20 protein-coding genes are annotated in these 17,203 nt (G+C 63.9%); 15 read left to right on the top strand and 5 right to left on the bottom strand.

What is annotated here, in order from left to right:
- Position 1 precedes the first annotated feature (1 nt).
- Entirely contained in the window at positions 2 to 586 is a 585-nt protein-coding gene (locus tag NGK62_RS29110; RefSeq protein ID WP_118932696.1) for a TetR/AcrR family transcriptional regulator, read from the bottom strand.
- A 93-nt stretch (positions 587 to 679) separates the two neighbouring features.
- Here NGK62_RS29110 and NGK62_RS29105 point away from each other — a divergent pair, with 93 nt between their 5' ends.
- Both NGK62_RS29105 and NGK62_RS29100 read left to right on the top strand, forming a co-directional pair.
- Positions 680 to 1,870: an MFS transporter gene (locus NGK62_RS29105; RefSeq protein WP_251881616.1), complete on the top strand. Its 1,191-nt coding sequence runs from the start codon at positions 680 to 682 to the stop codon at positions 1,868 to 1,870.
- Between the two features lie 62 nt (positions 1,871 to 1,932).
- Positions 1,933 to 2,331 (top strand): RidA family protein, encoded by a 399-nt coding sequence (locus NGK62_RS29100; protein ID WP_251881614.1) that lies wholly within the window; start codon positions 1,933 to 1,935, stop codon positions 2,329 to 2,331.
- Here NGK62_RS29100 and NGK62_RS29095 read toward each other — a convergent pair.
- Complete coding sequence (locus NGK62_RS29095) at positions 2,328 to 3,233, bottom strand: LysR family transcriptional regulator (protein ID WP_059373583.1); 906 nt, start codon at positions 3,231 to 3,233, stop codon at positions 2,328 to 2,330. The genes NGK62_RS29100 and NGK62_RS29095 overlap by 4 nt on opposite strands.
- Positions 3,234 to 3,332: 99 nt before the next feature.
- Between NGK62_RS29095 and NGK62_RS29090 the strand changes: the two genes are divergently transcribed.
- The 3 genes from NGK62_RS29090 (at position 3,333) to NGK62_RS29080 (ending at position 5,244) form a co-directional block, all read left to right on the top strand.
- Entirely contained in the window at positions 3,333 to 4,490 is a 1,158-nt protein-coding gene (locus tag NGK62_RS29090; protein ID WP_118932694.1) for a DSD1 family PLP-dependent enzyme, read from the top strand.
- A gap of 24 nt (positions 4,491 to 4,514) precedes the next feature.
- On the top strand, positions 4,515 to 4,901 hold the full coding sequence (locus tag NGK62_RS29085) for a RidA family protein (RefSeq protein ID WP_059373578.1): 387 nt from the start codon (positions 4,515 to 4,517) through the stop codon (positions 4,899 to 4,901).
- Between the two features lie 70 nt (positions 4,902 to 4,971).
- On the top strand, positions 4,972 to 5,244 hold the full coding sequence (locus tag NGK62_RS29080) for a hypothetical protein (protein WP_059373576.1): 273 nt from the start codon (positions 4,972 to 4,974) through the stop codon (positions 5,242 to 5,244).
- Positions 5,245 to 5,256: 12 nt separating this feature from the next.
- On the opposite strand, the gene NGK62_RS29075 is transcribed toward NGK62_RS29080, so the two are convergent.
- Positions 5,257 to 5,553: a DUF2513 domain-containing protein gene (locus tag NGK62_RS29075; RefSeq protein WP_059373680.1), complete on the bottom strand. Its 297-nt coding sequence runs from the start codon at positions 5,551 to 5,553 to the stop codon at positions 5,257 to 5,259.
- 124 nt (positions 5,554 to 5,677) lie between these two features.
- Here NGK62_RS29075 and NGK62_RS29070 point away from each other — a divergent pair, with 124 nt between their 5' ends.
- From NGK62_RS29070 to NGK62_RS29050, 5 genes are all read left to right on the top strand, one after another.
- Positions 5,678 to 6,076 carry a hypothetical protein gene (locus tag NGK62_RS29070; RefSeq protein WP_251881612.1) on the top strand — a complete coding sequence of 133 codons (399 nt, stop codon included), beginning with the start codon at positions 5,678 to 5,680 and terminating at the stop codon, positions 6,074 to 6,076.
- 93 nt (positions 6,077 to 6,169) lie between these two features.
- A complete protein-coding gene (locus NGK62_RS29065) occupies positions 6,170 to 6,490 on the top strand; it encodes a hypothetical protein (protein WP_059373572.1) in 321 nt (106 codons plus the stop codon).
- A gap of 375 nt (positions 6,491 to 6,865) precedes the next feature.
- Positions 6,866 to 7,069, top strand: coding sequence for a cold-shock protein (locus NGK62_RS29060; protein ID WP_006220190.1), 204 nt, complete (start codon positions 6,866 to 6,868; stop codon positions 7,067 to 7,069).
- Between the two features lie 230 nt (positions 7,070 to 7,299).
- Entirely contained in the window at positions 7,300 to 7,863 is a 564-nt protein-coding gene (locus tag NGK62_RS29055; protein ID WP_118932692.1) for a DUF924 family protein, read from the top strand.
- Between the two features lie 330 nt (positions 7,864 to 8,193).
- The gene (locus NGK62_RS29050; protein ID WP_006225311.1) at positions 8,194 to 8,400 is read left to right on the top strand and encodes a cold-shock protein; all 207 of its coding nucleotides are present in this window, start codon (positions 8,194 to 8,196) and stop codon (positions 8,398 to 8,400) included.
- A gap of 120 nt (positions 8,401 to 8,520) precedes the next feature.
- On the opposite strand, the gene NGK62_RS29045 is transcribed toward NGK62_RS29050, so the two are convergent.
- A complete protein-coding gene (locus tag NGK62_RS29045) occupies positions 8,521 to 9,072 on the bottom strand; it encodes a TIGR00645 family protein (RefSeq protein ID WP_059373569.1) in 552 nt (183 codons plus the stop codon).
- Between the two features lie 257 nt (positions 9,073 to 9,329).
- On the opposite strand from NGK62_RS29045, the gene loiP reads away from it, so the two are divergent.
- From loiP to lon, 5 genes are all read left to right on the top strand, one after another.
- A complete protein-coding gene (gene loiP, locus NGK62_RS29040; protein WP_059373567.1) occupies positions 9,330 to 10,085 on the top strand; it encodes a metalloprotease LoiP in 756 nt (251 codons plus the stop codon).
- 169 nt (positions 10,086 to 10,254) lie between these two features.
- Positions 10,255 to 11,565: a trigger factor gene (gene tig / locus NGK62_RS29035; RefSeq protein WP_251881611.1), complete on the top strand. Its 1,311-nt coding sequence runs from the start codon at positions 10,255 to 10,257 to the stop codon at positions 11,563 to 11,565.
- 4 nt (positions 11,566 to 11,569) lie between these two features.
- On the top strand, positions 11,570 to 12,223 hold the full coding sequence (clpP, locus tag NGK62_RS29030) for an ATP-dependent Clp endopeptidase proteolytic subunit ClpP (protein ID WP_054456095.1): 654 nt from the start codon (positions 11,570 to 11,572) through the stop codon (positions 12,221 to 12,223).
- Between the two features lie 100 nt (positions 12,224 to 12,323).
- On the top strand, positions 12,324 to 13,622 hold the full coding sequence (clpX, locus tag NGK62_RS29025; protein ID WP_054456097.1) for an ATP-dependent Clp protease ATP-binding subunit ClpX: 1,299 nt from the start codon (positions 12,324 to 12,326) through the stop codon (positions 13,620 to 13,622).
- Positions 13,623 to 13,880: 258 nt separating this feature from the next.
- Entirely contained in the window at positions 13,881 to 16,331 is a 2,451-nt protein-coding gene (gene lon, locus NGK62_RS29020; protein WP_251881608.1) for an endopeptidase La, read from the top strand.
- Between the two features lie 124 nt (positions 16,332 to 16,455).
- On the opposite strand, the gene lexA is transcribed toward lon, so the two are convergent.
- The gene (gene lexA, locus NGK62_RS29015; protein ID WP_118932691.1) at positions 16,456 to 17,106 is read right to left on the bottom strand and encodes a transcriptional repressor LexA; all 651 of its coding nucleotides are present in this window, start codon (positions 17,104 to 17,106) and stop codon (positions 16,456 to 16,458) included.
- Positions 17,107 to 17,203: the final 97 nt, after the last annotated feature.

Below are 17,203 nucleotides of genomic sequence, written 5' to 3'. Positions count from 1 at the left end.
ATCAGTGCTTGAGCAATCCGCGCAGCAGCAGGTCCAGCGCCTGCAAGGCCTGCGCCAGGCGCGGGCCGTCCCCGGCGTCCTGCGCGATCCAGAAGGCGCTTTCGACCAGGCTGCCGTTGATCAGCCGCGCCAGCGCCTGCGGCGCGGCGGCTTCGATGAGATCCTGATCCATCATCGTCTGCAATAGCGCGGCGAGCGAAGCAATGCAGTGTTGCTGCGAACCGTCCGTCACCGCGCCCAGCACGGCCCGTGCATCTTGCAGCACGATGCGCCGGATCTCGGGTTCGGCCGCCATCTCCAGATAGGCGCGGCAGCGCCCATGCAAGGCGGCCCAGGCATCGGGCGCCTGCGCGGCGATCGCGGCCAGGCGTTGGTCCATTTCGCCGTCAATCTGTTCGACCACTGCGGCGAGCAGGCCTTTCTTGTCGCCGAAGTGGTGGTACAGGGCGCCCCGCGTCAGTCCTGCCGCCGCGGTGAAATCGTCCATGGACGTGGCCGCATAGCCGGCTTCACGGAAGGCTTGCCGGGCCGTGGCCAGCAGTTTCGCGCGGGTGGCTTCGATCATCTCGGCGCGGGAACGCGTCATGCTCCTCTCCAAAGACATACGACGTGTATGTAAATTGACATACGCATCGTATGTGAATACGATGCCGCTGTCCACAGCAATCAAAGGCTTCCGGTGTCGAATCCGTATCGCGAGTTGTTCCAGGCGCCCGGCGCATTGGGTTTTGTCCTGGCGGGCGCCATCGCCCGCCTGCCATTGCCGATGATCGGCATCGGCATCATCACCATGTTGTCCGAGGTGCGTGGGTCCTATGCACTGGCAGGCGCCGTCGCGGCCACGTTTGCGCTGGCCACGGCCTTGCTGGCGCCGCGGATTTCCCGCCTGGTGGACCGCCATGGCCAGGGCAGGGTGTTGCCCGTGGCCGCGGGCTTGTGCGTCGCGGGGCTGGTCGGCCTGGCAGTCTGCGTGCAATGGAGTGCGCCCGAGTGGACCCTGTTTCTCTTCGCCGCGCTGGCGGGCGCCTTGCCCAGCATGCCGGCGATGATACGCGCGCGCTGGACCGAGATCTTCAGGGACCAGCCGCAGTTGCGCACCGCCTACGCGCTGGAGTCCGTAGCCGACGAGCTGAGCTTCATCGTAGGTCCGCCGCTGGCCGTGGGACTGAGCGCGCTGTTCTTTCCGCAGGCCGGTCCGCTGTTCGCGGCGCTGCTGCTCGCGGTGGGCGTCACCGCCTTCGTGCTGCAGCGGGCCACGGCGCCCGCCGTGCGGTTCAAGCAGGAAGGGCGTCAGGCCTCGGTGTTGCGCATGCCGCCGATGCCCTCCCTGCTGGCGATGATGGCCGCCATGGGCGTCATCGTCGGCACCATCGACGTCCTGAGCGTCGCCTTTGCCCGGCAGCAAGGCATGCCGGCCGGAGCCAGCCTGGTGTTGTCCGCCTATGCCCTGGGCTCCTGCGTGGCCGGTCTGGTGTTTGGCGTACTGAAGTTCCAGATGCCGCTGGCCCGCCTGCTGGTGGTCGCGGCGGCGGTCACGGCGTTCACCACGGTTCCGCTGCTGCTGGTGAACGATCTGCTTACCCTGGTGCTGGGCGTGCTGCTGGCCGGCCTGTCGTTCGCTCCGACCATGATCATCGCGATGGCGCTGGTGGAAAGCAGCGTGCCTGGCCATCGCCTGACGGAAGGGCTGACCTGGCTGGTGACCGGCCTGGGGGCTGGCGTCGCGGCGGGCGCGGCGCTGGCGGGCTGGGTGGTCGACCACCACGGCGTGGGTGCGGGATTCTGGACGGCGGTGGGGGCGGGCGCGATCGTGTTGCTGGCCGCCATACCGGTGGGACGCAGTGCCGCGGCCGGTCGCGCCGACGCCTGACCCGGCCGGCCGATAGAATGGGGAGTCCGGCGCCTGCTCAGGCGCGCCGCAAGGAGAACCGCATGTCCAGAACCGTCGTCAATCCCGACACCGTGTTCAATACCGTCCAATACGGATTCAGCCAGGCCGTCATCGTCACCGGGCAGCGCCGCATGCTGCTGTCCGGCCAGGTCGGGGTCGACATCAACGAGCGTACGGCGGGACCGGGCCTGCGGGAGCAGACCGAAGCCGCGTTGGACAATGTCGAGCGCGTGCTGGCTGCGGCCGGCGGCACCTTGGAGCAGGTGATCATGCTGCGCATCTACATCTGCGAAACGGCCAGGGAGGACCAGGAAGTGATCGCGCAGGCGCTGCGCGACCGTTTCAAGAAGGATCCCCCGCCCTCGTCGTGGATCATCGTCAGCGGCCTGTCATTGCCGGAATGGCTGATCGAGATCGAGGCCGAGGCCATGCTGGACTAGCCGCGCCAGGGCGCCGTTGCAAAGGCGGTGCGCAAATGCGCCAGGAAGCCCGCCGTCCGCGCGGGCAGCTCCTGGCGCGATTTGACCAGGGCCACCACGTCGGCCGACGGCAGGGTCCAGCCGGGCAGCAGCGGCACCAGCGCACGCGCCTGCAGATGCGCCGCGACATCCCACTCCGAGCGCACGATGATGCCGTGCCCGGCCAGGGCCCACTCCACGGCAGTTTCCCCCGCATTGCTGGACAGCACCGGCGCCACGCGCACCCCAACGGCCGGGCCGCGCCCATGCTTGAAGCGCCACAAGGTTACGTCTTCATCGTTCTCGCGCAGCGCGATGCAGTCGTGTCCGCGCAGATCCTCGGGCTTGACAGGGGCGCCGCGGCGCGCCAGGTAGGAGGGCGCCGCGCACAGGATCCGGCGGTTGGGCGCCAGCGGGTAGGCGACCAGCGTCGAATCGCGCAGTTCGCCGATATGCACCATTACATCCCAGTCGTCGGAAGCCAGCCGCGGCGGCCCGTCGGACAGCGTCAGGCTGGCGGTCACGTCCGCGCTCTGGCCGCGGAACTCCGCGACCAGCCCGGCGATGTAGCGCTGCCCGAATCCCAGCGGCGCGACCACGCGCAGATGACCTGCCACCACGCCCCGGCGGCCCGCCAGTTCGTCGGCCAGGTCGCCCAGTTCGCCGCAGATCTGTTCCGCCCGCAACGCCAGCAGCCTGCCTTCGTCGGTCAGCGCGGTGCCGCGTCCGGAGCGGTTGACCAGCCTGACGCCCAGCCGTTTTTCCAGCGTGTGCAGCCTTTGAGTGACGGCGGGCGGCGTGACATCCAGCGCGCGCGCCGCTTCGGCCAGCGAGCGGGTGACTGCCAGGGTCAGGAAAAAACGCAGGTCTTCGGTCGTAATCATGCAGGCACGGATTAATGGATGATTAAGTCCAGATTAAACACGCGGAACCGCCGCCGCGCCATACTTTCAGTCATTCCGATACGCCCTGCCGAGAGCGCCATGAACCAGAACGCCACGCCTTCTTCCCTCGAAACCCTGGATACCCCATGCCTGCTGCTCGATGAGACGCGCATGATGCGCAACATCGAGCGTCTGAACGCGCTGATGGCCGGGCACGGGGTGCAGTTGCGTCCGCACCTGAAGACGCCCAAGTCGATCGACGTGGCGCGCCGGCTCATGTCCACACCCCAGGGCCCGGCCGCCGTGTCCACGCTGCAGGAGGCCGAACAGTTCGCCGCCGCCGGCGTCACCGACCTGCTGTACGCCGTGGGCGTGTCGCCGGCAAAGCTGGACCGCGTGCTGGCGCTGCGCCGCCGCGGCGTGGACCTCACCGTGGTGGTGGACAGCCTGGAAGCGGCGCGCGCCGTCGCCCAGCGGGCGCGGGAGGCGGGCGACGCCATCCCGGCGCTGATCGAGATCGACTGCGACGGCCATCGTGCCGGGGTGCAGCCGGGCAACACGGCCCAGTTGCTGGCGATTGCGCGCGTCCTGCATGAGGACGGCGCATGCCTGCGCGGCGTCATGACGCACGCCGGCGAGTCGTACGGCTGCGATAGCGTCGACGCCATTGCCGACATGGCGGAGCAGGAGCGCGTGGCGGCCGTGAGTTGCGCCGAGGCGATCCGCCAGGCAGGGCTGCCATGTCCGGTGGTCAGCGTGGGATCCACCCCCACCGCGCATTTCGCCCGCAAGCTCGACGGCGTGACCGAAGTCCGCGCGGGCGTTTACGTGTTCTTCGATCTGGTGATGGCCGGGCTGGGCGTGTGTTCGGTCGATGACATCGCCGCCACCGTGTTGACGACCGTGATCGGCCATCAGCCCGACAAGGGCTGGATCCTGGTGGATGCCGGATGGATGGCCATGTCGCGCGACCGGGGTACCGCCAAACAGCGGGTTGATCAACTGTACGGCCTGGTGTGCGATGCGAACGGCACGGTCTATCCCGACCTGCTGCTGGCCGAGACCAACCAGGAGCAGGGCATCATCAAGGTGCGTCCAGGCAGCGGCGCGGCCCTGCCCGATCTGCCGCTGGGAGCGAAGCTGCGCATCGTGCCCAATCACGCCTGCGCCACCTGCGCCCAGCACGATGCCTACGAGGTCGTGCGTCCGGATTCGTCCGGCGTAGTGGCGCATTGGGAACGCTTTCGCGGCTGGTAAGCCGCCTTTCACGAGGAGGCATGCATGGATCTCATCCATACGCATCAGGCCACGCCGCCCGCCGGCCACTATTCGCAGGCGGTCCGCGCCAACGGTTTCATCTTCGTCTCTGGGCAGTTGGGCTTTCTGCCGCCTGCTGCGCCCGGCGCGCGGCCGGCGCTGGCCGACGGCGCCGCGGCCCAGACCCGGGAAGCGCTGCGCAGTGTTCGCGCCATCCTGGAAGCGGCCGGCGCCTCGCTTGCCGCGGTCGCCAGCGTGACGGTGTACATCCCGGACGTGGCGCTCTGGGACGAGGTCAACCGGGTCTACGAGGAGGGCTTCGGCGATCATCGGCCCGCGCGGGCCATCGTGCCCACCCGCGAGCTGCACTACGGCGCCCTGGTGGAGATCAGCGTGGTCGCCGTCGCCTAGCGCGCGGCGGATCGTGCAGGCGGACGCCTATAATGCCTGCGCCTCAATACCTTCGGGGGAGACCGTCCGCATGCAGTACGAATACCTGTTCTGGTCCATGGCCGCGATGGTGGCGGCGGCGCTGGCAGGCGGGTCGCTGTGCGGCCGCCTGGGTTCCGTCAAGCGGGTCCTGCTGGGGGTTGCCGCGCTGGCCGTTGCGGTGGGCGTGGCGGTGTTCCTGCTTTCCCGCCACGGCGGCTTCAGCGAGCTGTCGGCGATGCTGTCGATCGCCGCCTTCATGTTCAGCCTGGTGATCGGCGCCGCCGCGTCGCTGCTTACGCGGCGCATACTCTTGCGCCGCTGAGCGCTGCGCGCCTTATTCTTCGGCGTCGAAATCCTCGTCTTCGTCGTCTTCATCCTGTTCCAGGGCGTCGTAGCCCTTCCAGGTGATGCGCCAGCGCGTCGCGCCCGCGGTGGCAGCCGTTTCGCTGATCTGCTTGACCAGGCCCGCGTCTTCCAGCAGGTCGAGGTGATGCGCAATCAGCTGCAGCCCTTGCTCTTCGGGATGCGGCGCCAGGGCCACGTTCTTGATGTCGTGCGTGCTCAGGTTGGGGCCGGGGGCGTCGCGCAGGGCGCCCAGGATAGTGACGACCAAGTCGAAATCGCGTTGCATGTTGTCCACCATTCGTTGGGGTAAAAGACAAGCCGACGATAGCAGAGATCGATTGCCGCGAAGCGACAGGCGCTGCAGCCGGGTTACAGTCCAGAGTTCTCGATAACCGATACATGCAGATTCCATGAAGAAACCCGCAGAGCGCGATTGCCTCGCGCTGATCCCAGGCTACACGGGCCAGGCCGCCAAGCTCTTTCTCACGCGCAGCGAGGACGGCCGCATCGAAGGCGTGACCGTGTTCGATCTGCTTGGCCATATCAAGCTGCAGGGCGATGCGGATGCGGCGGCGGCGTGGGTCGGCGACTGGCTCGCCCAGGAGGCCGGCAACCGCAAGGCCCGCCGCACGCAGCTGCTGGCCCAGATGTTCGTCTGCAAGCTCGCCGGCGAGGAGAAGGACCGCTTCCTGACGGCGCAGAAGCCGCTGGTCCGGGTCCTGGCCGACGCCGGGGTGCGGACCCGTTCCGTCGCCGCCACTTCCGGCGCCGCGCGGCAGTCGCTTGGTCCTACTGTCAAGAAGCATTAGCCCAAGGCTGTTATAGTCGCGCCTGGGCGTGCGAGTGCACCTGCAAGGTGCGTGCCCAGGCGGGCAACGCCCGCAAGTCAAGGAAGAGTGATCATGGAAATAGTAAGTCGGCAAGTCGCCGACGTAGCGGGCGGCGTCGAGCTGCACACCACGCTGGATGGCGAGAGCATCAGCGTCTACGTCCTGGAAGGCGTGACGGATCTCAATGCGATCGCAGACATCGTGCCGCGTGAAAAAGTCGAAGCAGGGGCTGACATACACGCCTCTAGTGTCGACAATGTTGATAATGCGCAAGAACAGATCGACCAAGTCCTGGAGAATATGAATCCCGGCGACGTGGCGGTTTTCCTTTGCTCGGGCCCCGATGCTTTCGGCGCGGCGCTCGATCTGCTGGGTTTACCTATCGACGAGTAAGCCTGGCGGCAAACCAAAGTGCTAGCCCGAACGGCGTATGAAGAAATCCTCGTACGCGGGCAGGCGGCATTTATATAAGCCTAGATTGTTTTTTTATGATGCGTGGGTGTAAACACCTATGCAGGACTTCTTATTGCCTATGAAAATGTGTGGAATCCGCGTGCAGTTTCTCTTTGTTGCATTATTGGCACGCATTTTTTAGGATTATGTTGACTTGTGAGGGGAACCTAACGATAGTGTCGGCACACGATCACAAGCGTTGCGATTTTCGTTCAGTGCCGTGCCTTTTCCGGCTCAGCGTTATTGTTCTACTGTCCCCTCCTTGATTGATTCGTGACCTCCGGGCATTTGCCCATTATCTCTAGGAAATACAGTATGGAAACCGGCGTCGTTAAGTGGTTCAACTCGGAAAAGGGCTATGGCTTCATCACTCCGGAAGCGGGTGGTAAGGATCTGTTCGCTCACTTCTCCGAAATTCAGGGCTCGGGCTTCAAGTCTCTGGAAGAGAACCAGCGCGTCAGCTTTGTGACGGCCAACGGCCCCAAGGGCCCGCAAGCTACGAAGATCCAGGTCCTGTAAGGGTCTGAGTTTTCGATAGAAGCCCCCTCGTGGGGCTTTTTTGTTTTCTGCCGCAGCATTCCTAAATATGGAAAGTATCGCTGCGCTTGTGTTATCTCAGGGTAATCCCTAGATCGCTTTATTCAGGTTTCCGAATCGCACTCGATTCATCCATTCGGTGTATGGATCCTAATACGGTGCGCGTCTCTGTTATTGTCGGCCTTGCTTTCGACTTCAGGATACGCGCGCTCATGACTTCTTCCCCCGCCTCCCAGATCGTTCCGCAGCCCCACGAGGTGGTCGCGTTCTGGCGCAATGCCGGTCCGCAGCAATGGTTCAGCAAGAGCGCGGACTTCGACGCAGCCTTCCGCACCCGTTTTGAGGCCGCCCACATGGCTGCGGCGGCCCGGCAGCTGGATGCATGGCTGGACGACGCCACCGGCGCCTTGGCGCTGATGGTTCTGTTGGACCAGTTCCCGCGCAACGCCTACCGGGATACCGCGCACATGTTCGCCACCGACCCATTGGCCCAGTACTTCGCCGACCGGGCCATTGCGGCCGGCCATGATCTGGGAGTGGATCCGCAACTGCGCCAGTTTTTCTACCTGCCCTTCGAGCACGCGGAGAACCTTGCCGCGCAAAACCGCGCGGTGGCTTTGATGGAGACATTGGACGCCGACTCGCTGCGCTGGGCGGTCCTGCATCGCGACATCGTCAAGCGCTTTGGGCGCTTTCCCCATCGCAACGCCGCGCTGGGGCGGCAAACCACCCAGGCAGAGCAGGAATTTCTGGATTCCGGCGGGTTCGCAGGGTAGGTGGCTGCCGTGCGGCAGGTGGTTTCGGGCGCCTGCCGGGCGGCAGGTATCCGCATGTGTCCGCACGTTCCAAGTTGAAAATTCCAGGCCCGTCTGGCGGTCCCAACCCCTCGCCAGGCTTGCTTCCGCGGCGCTTTGGAGGCGCTCTCGAATTTGCGGATGTTTGACGTTTTTCGGGGTTCGCCAATACACTGGGTTTAGCGAGATTTTCAAGCGACGCGGTCTGCGTTTCACTTGTCGCCGTCAGTGGTACTGCGGTTGCTTCCTCTCCCATCCTTGATGATCTGGCGCCCCGCGAGCAATCGCTTTTTCTAGGTTCAAGGACACTCCATGGCAACCGGCATCGTTAAGTGGTTCAACGCCGAAAAGGGTTATGGTTTCATCATGCCCGATGATGGCAGCAAGGATCTTTTCGCTCACTACTCGGAAATCCGCAGCGAAGGCTACAAGTCGCTGCAGGAGAACCAGCGCGTCACCTTCGAGGTCGGTACCGGCCCCAAGGGACCCAGCGCAAAGAACATCAAGGTAGCGGCCTGACCTTCGCAGGGCAGCGCCCCGGGCCGGCCCGGCGTTCCGCCCAGAAAAAAGCCCCCGCACGCAATGTGCGGGGGCTTTTTTTGTTGCCGGGCTGGCGCGCCTCGGGGGCGCTTCCCGGCGTCAGTGCTTCGCGTGGTTGGCCGGCGGCGTGGCCAGCTTGTCCACCAGCGCAATTCCCAGCGCCGACAGGATGAACAGGGCGTGGATGATGGTCTGCCACATCACGCCGGCCTCGGAGAAGCGCGCGTTGGGCGTGCCCAACGTGCCGGCCTCGATGAACGTGCGCAGCAGGTGGATCGAGGAGATGCCGATGATGGCCATGGCCAGCTTGACCTTGAGCACGCTGGCGTTCACGTGGCTGAGCCATTCCGGCTGGTCCGGGTGGCCTTGCAGTCGCAGGCGCGACACAAAGGTTTCGTAGCCGCCCACGATCACCATGACCAGCAGGTTCGAGATCATTACCACGTCGATCAGGCCCAGCACCAGCAGCATGATCTCCATTTCGCCGAAGCTGCTGGCGTGCGTCACCAGGTGCCACAGCTCCTTCAGGAACAGCATGACGTAGACGCCTTGCGCGACGATCAGGCCCAGGTACAAGGGCAGTTGCAGCCAGCGCGAGCTGAAGATCAGGCTGGGCAGCAAGCCCAGGCGGGGAGGGGTGTTGGAGATCATTTGGGTGCGAGCCCTATGGTGTGTGCGAAAAATGGCGGGCGCAATTCTATCAACGCCGCGTTGCCGCAGATATCAGTTTCTTTGAGGGGCCTCGTCCGAGGGAATACCCGCTAGCACGATTGCGCAAATTCTGTTCGGGTTTTATGTAAGGAAAACTGGCATTTGCGAAACTGTGTGGCGAAACGCTTGGTGCGCATTGGTCGTATATAGAATTGCGGCCTCGTTCGCATAGAGCCAGTAAAGAGGAGTTTGTTCCCATGAAGATCCGCTACACCGTCGCTGCCCTGAGCGTTGCGCTCGCCCCTTTCTCTGCCTCCCAGGCTTTGGACATCGGCGGCCTGGTCGGCGCCGGCAGCAAGGTCGTTCAGGCCGCCACGCTGAGCGATGCCGAGATCAAGACCCTGTCGGACAAGGCTTGCGCGCAGAGCGATTCCCAGGAAAAGATCGCCGCTCCCGGCAGCAAGTACGACGCCCGTCTGCAGAAGATCGCCAAGCAACTGGGCGGCACGGTCAACGGCCAGAAGGCCAGCTACAAGGTCTACGTCACCAAGGACGTCAACGCCTGGGCCATGGCCAACGGCTGCATCCGCGTCTACAGCGGCCTGATGGACATGATGACCGATGACGAAGTGCTGGGCGTGGTGGGCCACGAAATCGGCCACGTCGCGCTGGGCCACAGCAAGAAGGCGATGCAGACCGCCTACACCGTTTCCGCCGCGCGCGACGCCGCCAATGCCGCGGGCGGCGCCACCGTGGCCGCGTTGAACTCCTCGCAGTTGGGCGACCTGACCGAGAAGTTCATCAACGCGCAGTTCTCGCAGTCGCAGGAAAGCGCCGCCGACGATTACTCGTTCGACCAGCTGCAGGCCAAGGGCCTGAACACCCGCGGCCTGGTGACCGCGTTCCAGAAACTGGCCGAACTGGACGGCGGCAAGAGCGACATGATGAGCTCGCACCCGTCCTCGGCCAAGCGCGCGCAGCACATCGAAGAGCGCATCGCCAAGGCCAAGTAAGGCATACTGGCTGGCGTAAATTCTCCCGTCCCGGGTGGAAAACGGGGCGCGAGTATCCGGACTTATCCGGGTGCTCGCGCCCCTTTGCGTCAGGGCGCCGGAAGTTTCCGGTAAAATGCGCCGTTTATCCGCCCGTCATCTCTTTATCTCTCGGAAAATAGGTCTTTTAATGCAGCCTGTGGTTGAAACCCTCTCCGGCCTGGAGCGCCGTGTTGATCTGGCCGTCTCGGTGGCCGACGTCGAAAAGGAAGTCCAGGCGCAATTGAAGCGCGTGGCCCGGACCGCCAAGGTCCCCGGCTTCCGTCCGGGCAAGGCGCCGCTCGCCATGCTCGAGCGCAGCCATGGCCCCGGCATTCGCTACGACGTGATCAATAGCCAAGTTGGCCGTGCCTTTGAACAAGCTGTCGATGGCGCCAAGCTGCGCGTCGCCGGCGCCCCGAACCTCGAGCCCAAGACTGAAGGCGTTGCCGACGACACGCTGGCGTTCACCGCCACGTTCGAGGTCTATCCCGAAGTCGCCGTGCCGGACCTGTCGGCCCTGGCCGTCACCCGCTACGAAACGGCCGTCACCGACGCCGAAGTGCAGCAGACCCTGGACGTCCTGCGCAAGCAGCGCGCCACGTTCGAAGCCCGTGAAGGCCGCGCCTCGCAAGACGGCGACCGCGTCACGCTGGACTTCGCCGGCACCATCGACGGCGTGCCGTTCGAAGGCGGCAAGGCCGAAGCCTTCCCGTTCGTGCTCGGCCAAGGCCGCATGCTGCCCGAATTCGAAGAAGCCGCCCGCGGCCTGAAGGCTGGCGAAAGCAAGGTCTTCCCGCTCAAGTTCCCCGACGACTATCAGGGCAAGGAAGTTGCCGGCAAGACCGCCGAATTCACCATCACCGTCAAGGAAGTGGCTGAAGGCGTGCTGCCCGAGCTGAACGGCGAATTCGCCAAGTCCCTCGGCCAGGCCGAAGGCGACGTCGAAAAGCTGAAGGCCGACATCCGCAGCAACATCGACCGCGAAGTCAAGGTCCGTTCGGCTGGCCGCACCAAGTCCAGCGTCATGGACGCCCTGGTCGAAGCCGGCAAGTTCGACGTGCCGAAGGCCCTGGTCGACAACGACGTGCAAGGCCGTGTCGCCGCCGCCCGCGAAGAGCTGAAGCAGCGTGGCATCCCCAACGCCGAATCCGTGCCGATCCCGGCCGAAGCCTTCGCCACCGAGTCCGAACGCCGCGTGCGCCTGGGCCTGCTGGTGTCGGAACTGGTCAAGCAAGCCCAGCTGCAAGCCAAGCCCGAACAAGTCCGTGCGCGTATCGAAGAGTTCGCCGAGAACTACGAACAACCCGCACAGGTTGTCAGCTATTACCTGGCCGACCGCCAGCGTCGTGCTGAAATCGAGGCTATCGTGCTGGAAGACAATGTCGTCGCGCACGTGCTTGAAAAGGCCAAGGTCACCGAAGAGAAGGTGCCTTTCGATCAGTTGATGGGGATGGCGTAACACTATGCAGAGATTCACCGATTTCTATGCGGCAATGAATGGCGGGTCTTCGGTGACCCCCACCGGCCTGGGCTACATTCCCATGGTGATCGAGCAGTCGGGGCGCGGCGAACGCGCCTACGACATCTATTCGCGTCTGCTCCGCGAGCGGCTCATTTTCCTGGTGGGTCCGGTCAACGACGCAACGGCCAACCTGGTCGTGGCGCAGTTGCTGTTCCTGGAATCGGAGAATCCTGACAAGGACATTTCCCTGTACATCAACTCGCCCGGCGGGTCGGTGTATGCGGGAATGGCCATCTTTGACACCATGCAATTCGTCAAGCCGGACGTGTCCACCCTTTGCACCGGCCTGGCGGCCAGCATGGGCGCGTTCCTGCTGGCGGCAGGCAAGAAGGGCAAGCGCTTCACGCTGCCCAACTCGCGCATCATGATCCACCAGCCCTCGGGCGGCGCCCAGGGGCAGGCCTCGGACATCCAGATCCAGGCCCGCGAGATCCTGGACCTGCGTGAACGCCTGAACCGCATCCTGGCCGACAATACCGGCCAGACCATGGAACGCATCGGCATAGACACGGAGCGTGACAACTTCATGTCGGCCGAAGATGCGGTATCGTATGGACTGGTGGACAAGGTTATGACCTCCCGCTCGGAAGGCTGACTTCCCGGTTGACCCGAACCCGCTGCCACCACGTTTGAGTAAGCGCATGCGCTAGGCCTTTAGCCGGCCTGGCGCATCTTTACCTGAGATACGAACATATATGCCTGAAAAAAAGGGATCGGCAGACGCAAAAGTGCTGCATTGCTCGTTTTGCAATAAAAGCCAGCATGAAGTCCGCAAGCTGATCGCGGGTCCGTCGGTATTCATCTGCGATGAATGCATAGATCTGTGCAACGACATCATCCGCGAGGAGGCGCAAGCCACCGCGCGCGCGGCGATTCGTTCCGAACTGCCCACTCCGGCTGAAATCAAGACCTTCCTCGACCAGTACGTCATTGGGCAAAACTCGCCCAAGCGCATGCTGGCCGTGGCCGTCTACAACCATTACAAGCGCATCCGTCACGGCGAGATCAAGGGCGACGAGGTCGAGCTCTCCAAGAGCAACATCATGCTGATCGGCCCCACCGGGTCGGGCAAGACGCTGCTGGCCCAGACGCTGGCGCGCATGCTGAACGTGCCCTTCGTCATGGCCGACGCCACCACGCTGACCGAAGCCGGTTACGTGGGTGAAGACGTCGAGAACATCATTCAGAAGTTGCTGCAGAACTGCAACTACGAAGTAGAGAAGGCGCAGCGCGCCATCATCTACATCGACGAAATCGACAAGATCTCCCGCAAGTCCGACAACCCGTCCATCACCCGCGACGTGTCGGGCGAGGGCGTGCAGCAGGCCTTGCTGAAGCTGATCGAAGGCACTGTCGCCTCGGTGCCCCCGCAGGGCGGCCGCAAGCACCCGAACCAGGACTTCGTCCAGGTCGACACGACCAACATCCTGTTCATCGTGGGCGGCGCCTTCGACGGACTGGAAAAGGTCATCCGCGACCGCACCGAGAAATCGGGCATCGGCTTTTCGGCCTCGGTGCGCGCCAAGTCGGAACGCGGCGTGGGCGAGCTGTTCTCGGAAGTCGAACCCGAAGACCTGATCAAGTTCGGCCTGATCCCCGAGCTGGTCGGCCGTCTGCCGGTGGTCGCCACCCTGGATGAACTGGACGAAGCGGCCCTGGTGCAGATCCTGACCGAGCCCAAGAACGCCTTGCTCAAGCAGTTCCAGAAGCTGTTCGCCATGGAAGGCGCCGAGCTCGACGTGCGTCCCGCCGCCCTGAAGGCGATCGCCCGCAAGGCGCTGCGCCGCAAGACGGGCGCGCGCGGCCTGCGCTCCATCATCGAGCAGGCCCTGCTGGATACCATGTATGACCTGCCCTCCCAGGGCAACGTCAAGCGCGTGGTGCTGGACGAGAACGCGATCGAAGGCGAGGGCAAGCCATTGCTCATCTACGCCGACGAGGACGCGGCTTCAGACAAGCCAGAGCGCGGAGAAGTCCGCGACGCCGCAGCCTGATATTTCAGAAAAGCCCGTTCCTGTAACGGGTTTTTTTGCCTAAGGCGCATTCCCGGGTGCAAACACGCTTTTCCTGCAGGCGCGACGCTTGCATACTGAGGGTGCCGCCCGCGGTTTTTTTAAGCCGTTGGGGGATCCAGGCGCCGAGATCTTGAATTTTCGGCTATTGTTCCCATAACAGACGTAACCGACGTGGATTGTCCGGGTATACCCAGGCCTCCCGTCCCCGATACGCCGAGTCATACCGAGGAACCTCCTATGTCTGCCAGCCAGACCCTGCCTTCCGACCCGATCGACCTGCCCCTGCTCCCACTGCGCGATGTCGTGGTGTTTCCGCACATGGTCATCCCGCTGTTCGTCGGCCGCCCGCGCTCTATCCGCGCGCTCGAGGTTGCGATGGAAGCGGGCAAGAGCATCATGCTGGTGGCCCAGAAATCCGCCGGCAAGGATGACCCCACCCCCGAAGACGTCTACGAGATCGGCTGCGTAGCCGGCATCCTGCAGATGCTCAAGCTGCCCGACGGCACCGTCAAGGTGCTGGTCGAGGGCACCCAGCGCGCCCGCATCAACAGCATCGAAGATGCCGATTCGCATTTCACCTGCCAGGTGTCACCGATCGAACCGGACGCCGTGCAAGGCTCCGAAACCGAAGCCCTGCGCCGCGCCATCGTTGCGCAGTTCGAGCAGTACGTAAAACTGAACAAGAAGATCCCCCCGGAGATCCTGACCTCGCTGGCTGGCATCGATGATGCCGGACGCCTGGCCGACACGATCGCCGCGCATCTTCCCTTGAAGCTCGAGCAGAAGCAGAAGATGCTCGAGATCGTCGGCACCTCCGAGCGCCTCGAAGGCCTGCTCACGCAACTCGAAACCGAAATCGACATCCTCCAGGTCGAAAAGCGGATTCGCGGCCGCGTGAAGAAGCAGATGGAAAAGAGCCAGCGCGACTACTACCTGAATGAGCAGGTCAAGGCCATTCAGAAGGAGTTGGGCGAGGGCGAGGAAGGCGCGGACATCGAAGAGCTCGAAAAGAAGATCATCGCTGCCCACATGCCCAAAGAGGCGCGCAAGAAGGCCGATGCCGAGCTCAAGAAGCTCAAGCTCATGTCGCCCATGTCGGCAGAAGCCACCGTGGTGCGCAACTACATCGATACGCTCATCAACCTCCCCTGGAGGAAGAAGAGCAAGATCAACAATTCCATCAGCAACGCGGAAACGGTGCTGGACAACGACCACTACGGTCTGGAAAAGGTCAAGGAACGGATCCTGGAATACCTTGCCGTGCAACAGCGCGTGGACAAGGTGAAGGCGCCGATCCTGTGCCTGGTCGGCCCTCCGGGCGTCGGCAAGACCTCGCTCGGCCAATCCATCGCCAAGGCGACGAACCGCAAGTTCGTGCGCATGGCGCTGGGCGGCGTGCGCGACGAAGCCGAGATCCGCGGCCATCGCCGCACGTACATCGGCTCCATGCCTGGCAAGATCGTCCAGAACATGTCGAAGGTCGGCGTGCGCAATCCCTTGTTCCTGCTCGATGAAATCGACAAGCTGGGCATGGATTTCCGCGGCGATCCCTCGTCGGCGTTGCTCGAAGTACTGGATCCCGAACAGAACCACACGTTCCAGGACCACTACATCGAAGTCGACTTCGACCTGTCCGACGTCATGTTCGTGGCCACCAGCAACACGCTGAATATTCCGCCGGCGCTGCTGGACCGCATGGAAGTGATCCGTCTGTCGGGTTACACCGAGGAAGAGAAGATCCACATCGCCCGCGACCATCTGCTGCCCAAGCTGATGAAGAACAACGGCGTGAAGGATAGCGAACTCACGGTCGACGACAGCGCGCTGCGCGACATCGTGCGCTACTACACCCGCGAAGCCGGTGTGCGTGCGCTCGAACGCGAAGTGGGCAAGATCTGCCGCAAGGTCATCAAGCAGTTGCTGACCCAGAGCGACCGCGCCAAGGCTGAAGGCAAGGCCGCCGAGGTCAAGCCGGTCAACGTCACGGGCGACAACCTGAGTGAATTCCTGGGCGTGCGCCGTTATGCCTTCGGCATGGCCGAAAAGGAAAACCAGATCGGTCAGGTGACGGGTCTGGCCTGGACGGAAGTCGGCGGCGACCTGCTGACGATCGAAGTCGCGGACATGCCCGGCAAGGGCGTCATCCAACGCACCGGCTCGCTGGGCGACGTGATGAAGGAGTCGGTCGAGGCGGCCCGCACGGTAGTGCGTTCCCGCGCCCGCCGCCTGGGCTTTGCCGACAGCGTGTTCGAGAAGCACGACATGCACGTGCACGTGCCGGAAGGCGCGACACCCAAGGACGGTCCGTCCGCGGGTATCGCGATCACCACGGCCATGGTGTCGGCCTTGTCGCGCATTCCGGTGCGCGCCGACGTTGCCATGACCGGCGAGATCACGCTGCGCGGTGAAGTCCTGCCCATCGGCGGCCTGAAGGAAAAGCTGCTGGCAGCTCACCGTGGCGGCATCAAGACGGTCTTGATTCCGGAAGAAAACGTCAAGGATTTGGCGGAGATCCCGGACAACGTCAAGAACCATCTCGAGATCGTGCCGGTGCGCTGGATCGACAAGGTGCTGGAACTGGCGCTGGAGCGCCTGCCGGAGCCCCTGGCCGAGGAAGAAGCGGTCAAGGAACCCCTGGTGGCCAAGCCTGCCGAACCGGGTTCGACCGACCCGGTGCTCAAGCACTGATGGAACCGGGAGCGACGCCGCCAGTAAGCGGCGCTCCTCCTGGATGCGGCTTCCAACAAAAAACCCCCGCCAAGAAATTGGCGGGGGTTTTTTTATGCTGCGCAGGTGCAGGAGCTGTTGGTTCCTAGTGCAGCGCGTGCGTGCGGATCAGGCCCACCGCGATGCCTTCAAGCGCGAAATCCTGGCCAGCTTCGACCACGATGGGTTCGAAATCGGGGTTTTCGGGCAGGAGTTCTATGTGGCCGTTCTGGCGTTGCAGGCGCTTGACGGTGACGTCGTCGCCCAGGCGGGCGACCACGATCTGACCATTGCGGGCTTCCGAGGCTTTCTTTACGGCGAGCAGGTCGCCTTCCAGGATGCCAGCGTCGCGCATGCTCATGCCGCGCACCTTGAGCAGGTAGTCGGGCGTCTGGGCGAACAGGTTGGGATCGACGCCGACTTCGCGTTCCACGTGTTCGGCGGCCAGGATGGGGCTGCCCGCAGCGACGCGGCCGACCAGCGGCAGCAGCAATTGGGCCAGGCCCGGCATGGGCAGCGAGCTTTGCGTGGGGGCAGGGGAGGCGTCCTTCAGGCGGATGCCGCGCGACGCGCCGGCGGTCAGCTCGATGGCGCCCTTGCGGGCAAGCGCCTTGAGGTGATCTTCCGCCGCGTTTGGGGATCGGAAACCCAGGGCCAGGGCAATTTCGGCGCGGGTCGGCGGGAAGCCCGTGCGCGTGACGGTCTGCCTGATGAGATCCAGGATTTGTTGTTGGCGATCAGTGAGTTTGCTGGCCATGGCGATGATCCGGTGCTAGCGGACTGTACATATATACAGCGCCATTCTGGGGGACGCAGCGCAAAAAAGCAAGCTCGGGGCGGACCATAAGAAGAAG

It is taken from the genome of Achromobacter sp. Marseille-Q4954, from assembly GCF_943737025.1.
Taxonomy (GTDB): Bacteria; Pseudomonadota; Gammaproteobacteria; order Burkholderiales; family Burkholderiaceae_B; genus Achromobacter; species Achromobacter bronchisepticus_A.
This window is presented reverse-complemented; position numbering and strand designations above follow the sequence as displayed.

Excerpts from the sequence above, each read along its gene's own strand:
- NGK62_RS29055 (WP_118932692.1), top strand. The coding sequence starts at position 7,300 with ATGACTTCTTCCCCCGCCTCCCAGATCGTTCCGCAGCCCCACGAGGTG.
- NGK62_RS29060 (WP_006220190.1), top strand. The coding sequence starts at position 6,866 with ATGGAAACCGGCGTCGTTAAGTGGTTCAACTCGGAAAAGGGCTATGGC.
- loiP (WP_059373567.1), top strand. The coding sequence starts at position 9,330 with ATGAAGATCCGCTACACCGTCGCTGCCCTGAGCGTTGCGCTCGCCCCT.
- NGK62_RS29100 (WP_251881614.1), top strand. The coding sequence starts at position 1,933 with ATGTCCAGAACCGTCGTCAATCCCGACACCGTGTTCAATACCGTCCAA.
- NGK62_RS29075 (WP_059373680.1), bottom strand. The coding sequence starts at position 5,553 with ATGCAACGCGATTTCGACTTGGTCGTCACTATCCTGGGCGCCCTGCGC.
- NGK62_RS29045 (WP_059373569.1), bottom strand. The coding sequence starts at position 9,072 with ATGATCTCCAACACCCCTCCCCGCCTGGGCTTGCTGCCCAGCCTGATC.
- clpX (WP_054456097.1), top strand. The coding sequence starts at position 12,324 with ATGCCTGAAAAAAAGGGATCGGCAGACGCAAAAGTGCTGCATTGCTCG.
- lon (WP_251881608.1), top strand. The coding sequence starts at position 13,881 with ATGTCTGCCAGCCAGACCCTGCCTTCCGACCCGATCGACCTGCCCCTG.
- NGK62_RS29090 (WP_118932694.1), top strand. The coding sequence starts at position 3,333 with ATGAACCAGAACGCCACGCCTTCTTCCCTCGAAACCCTGGATACCCCA.
- NGK62_RS29085 (WP_059373578.1), top strand. The coding sequence starts at position 4,515 with ATGGATCTCATCCATACGCATCAGGCCACGCCGCCCGCCGGCCACTAT.
- NGK62_RS29095 (WP_059373583.1), bottom strand. The coding sequence starts at position 3,233 with ATGATTACGACCGAAGACCTGCGTTTTTTCCTGACCCTGGCAGTCACC.
- clpP (WP_054456095.1), top strand. The coding sequence starts at position 11,570 with ATGCAGAGATTCACCGATTTCTATGCGGCAATGAATGGCGGGTCTTCG.
- tig (WP_251881611.1), top strand. The coding sequence starts at position 10,255 with ATGCAGCCTGTGGTTGAAACCCTCTCCGGCCTGGAGCGCCGTGTTGAT.
- NGK62_RS29065 (WP_059373572.1), top strand. The coding sequence starts at position 6,170 with ATGGAAATAGTAAGTCGGCAAGTCGCCGACGTAGCGGGCGGCGTCGAG.
- NGK62_RS29050 (WP_006225311.1), top strand. The coding sequence starts at position 8,194 with ATGGCAACCGGCATCGTTAAGTGGTTCAACGCCGAAAAGGGTTATGGT.
- NGK62_RS29080 (WP_059373576.1), top strand. The coding sequence starts at position 4,972 with ATGCAGTACGAATACCTGTTCTGGTCCATGGCCGCGATGGTGGCGGCG.
- NGK62_RS29070 (WP_251881612.1), top strand. The coding sequence starts at position 5,678 with ATGAAGAAACCCGCAGAGCGCGATTGCCTCGCGCTGATCCCAGGCTAC.
- NGK62_RS29110 (WP_118932696.1), bottom strand. The coding sequence starts at position 586 with ATGACGCGTTCCCGCGCCGAGATGATCGAAGCCACCCGCGCGAAACTG.
- lexA (WP_118932691.1), bottom strand. The coding sequence starts at position 17,106 with ATGGCCAGCAAACTCACTGATCGCCAACAACAAATCCTGGATCTCATC.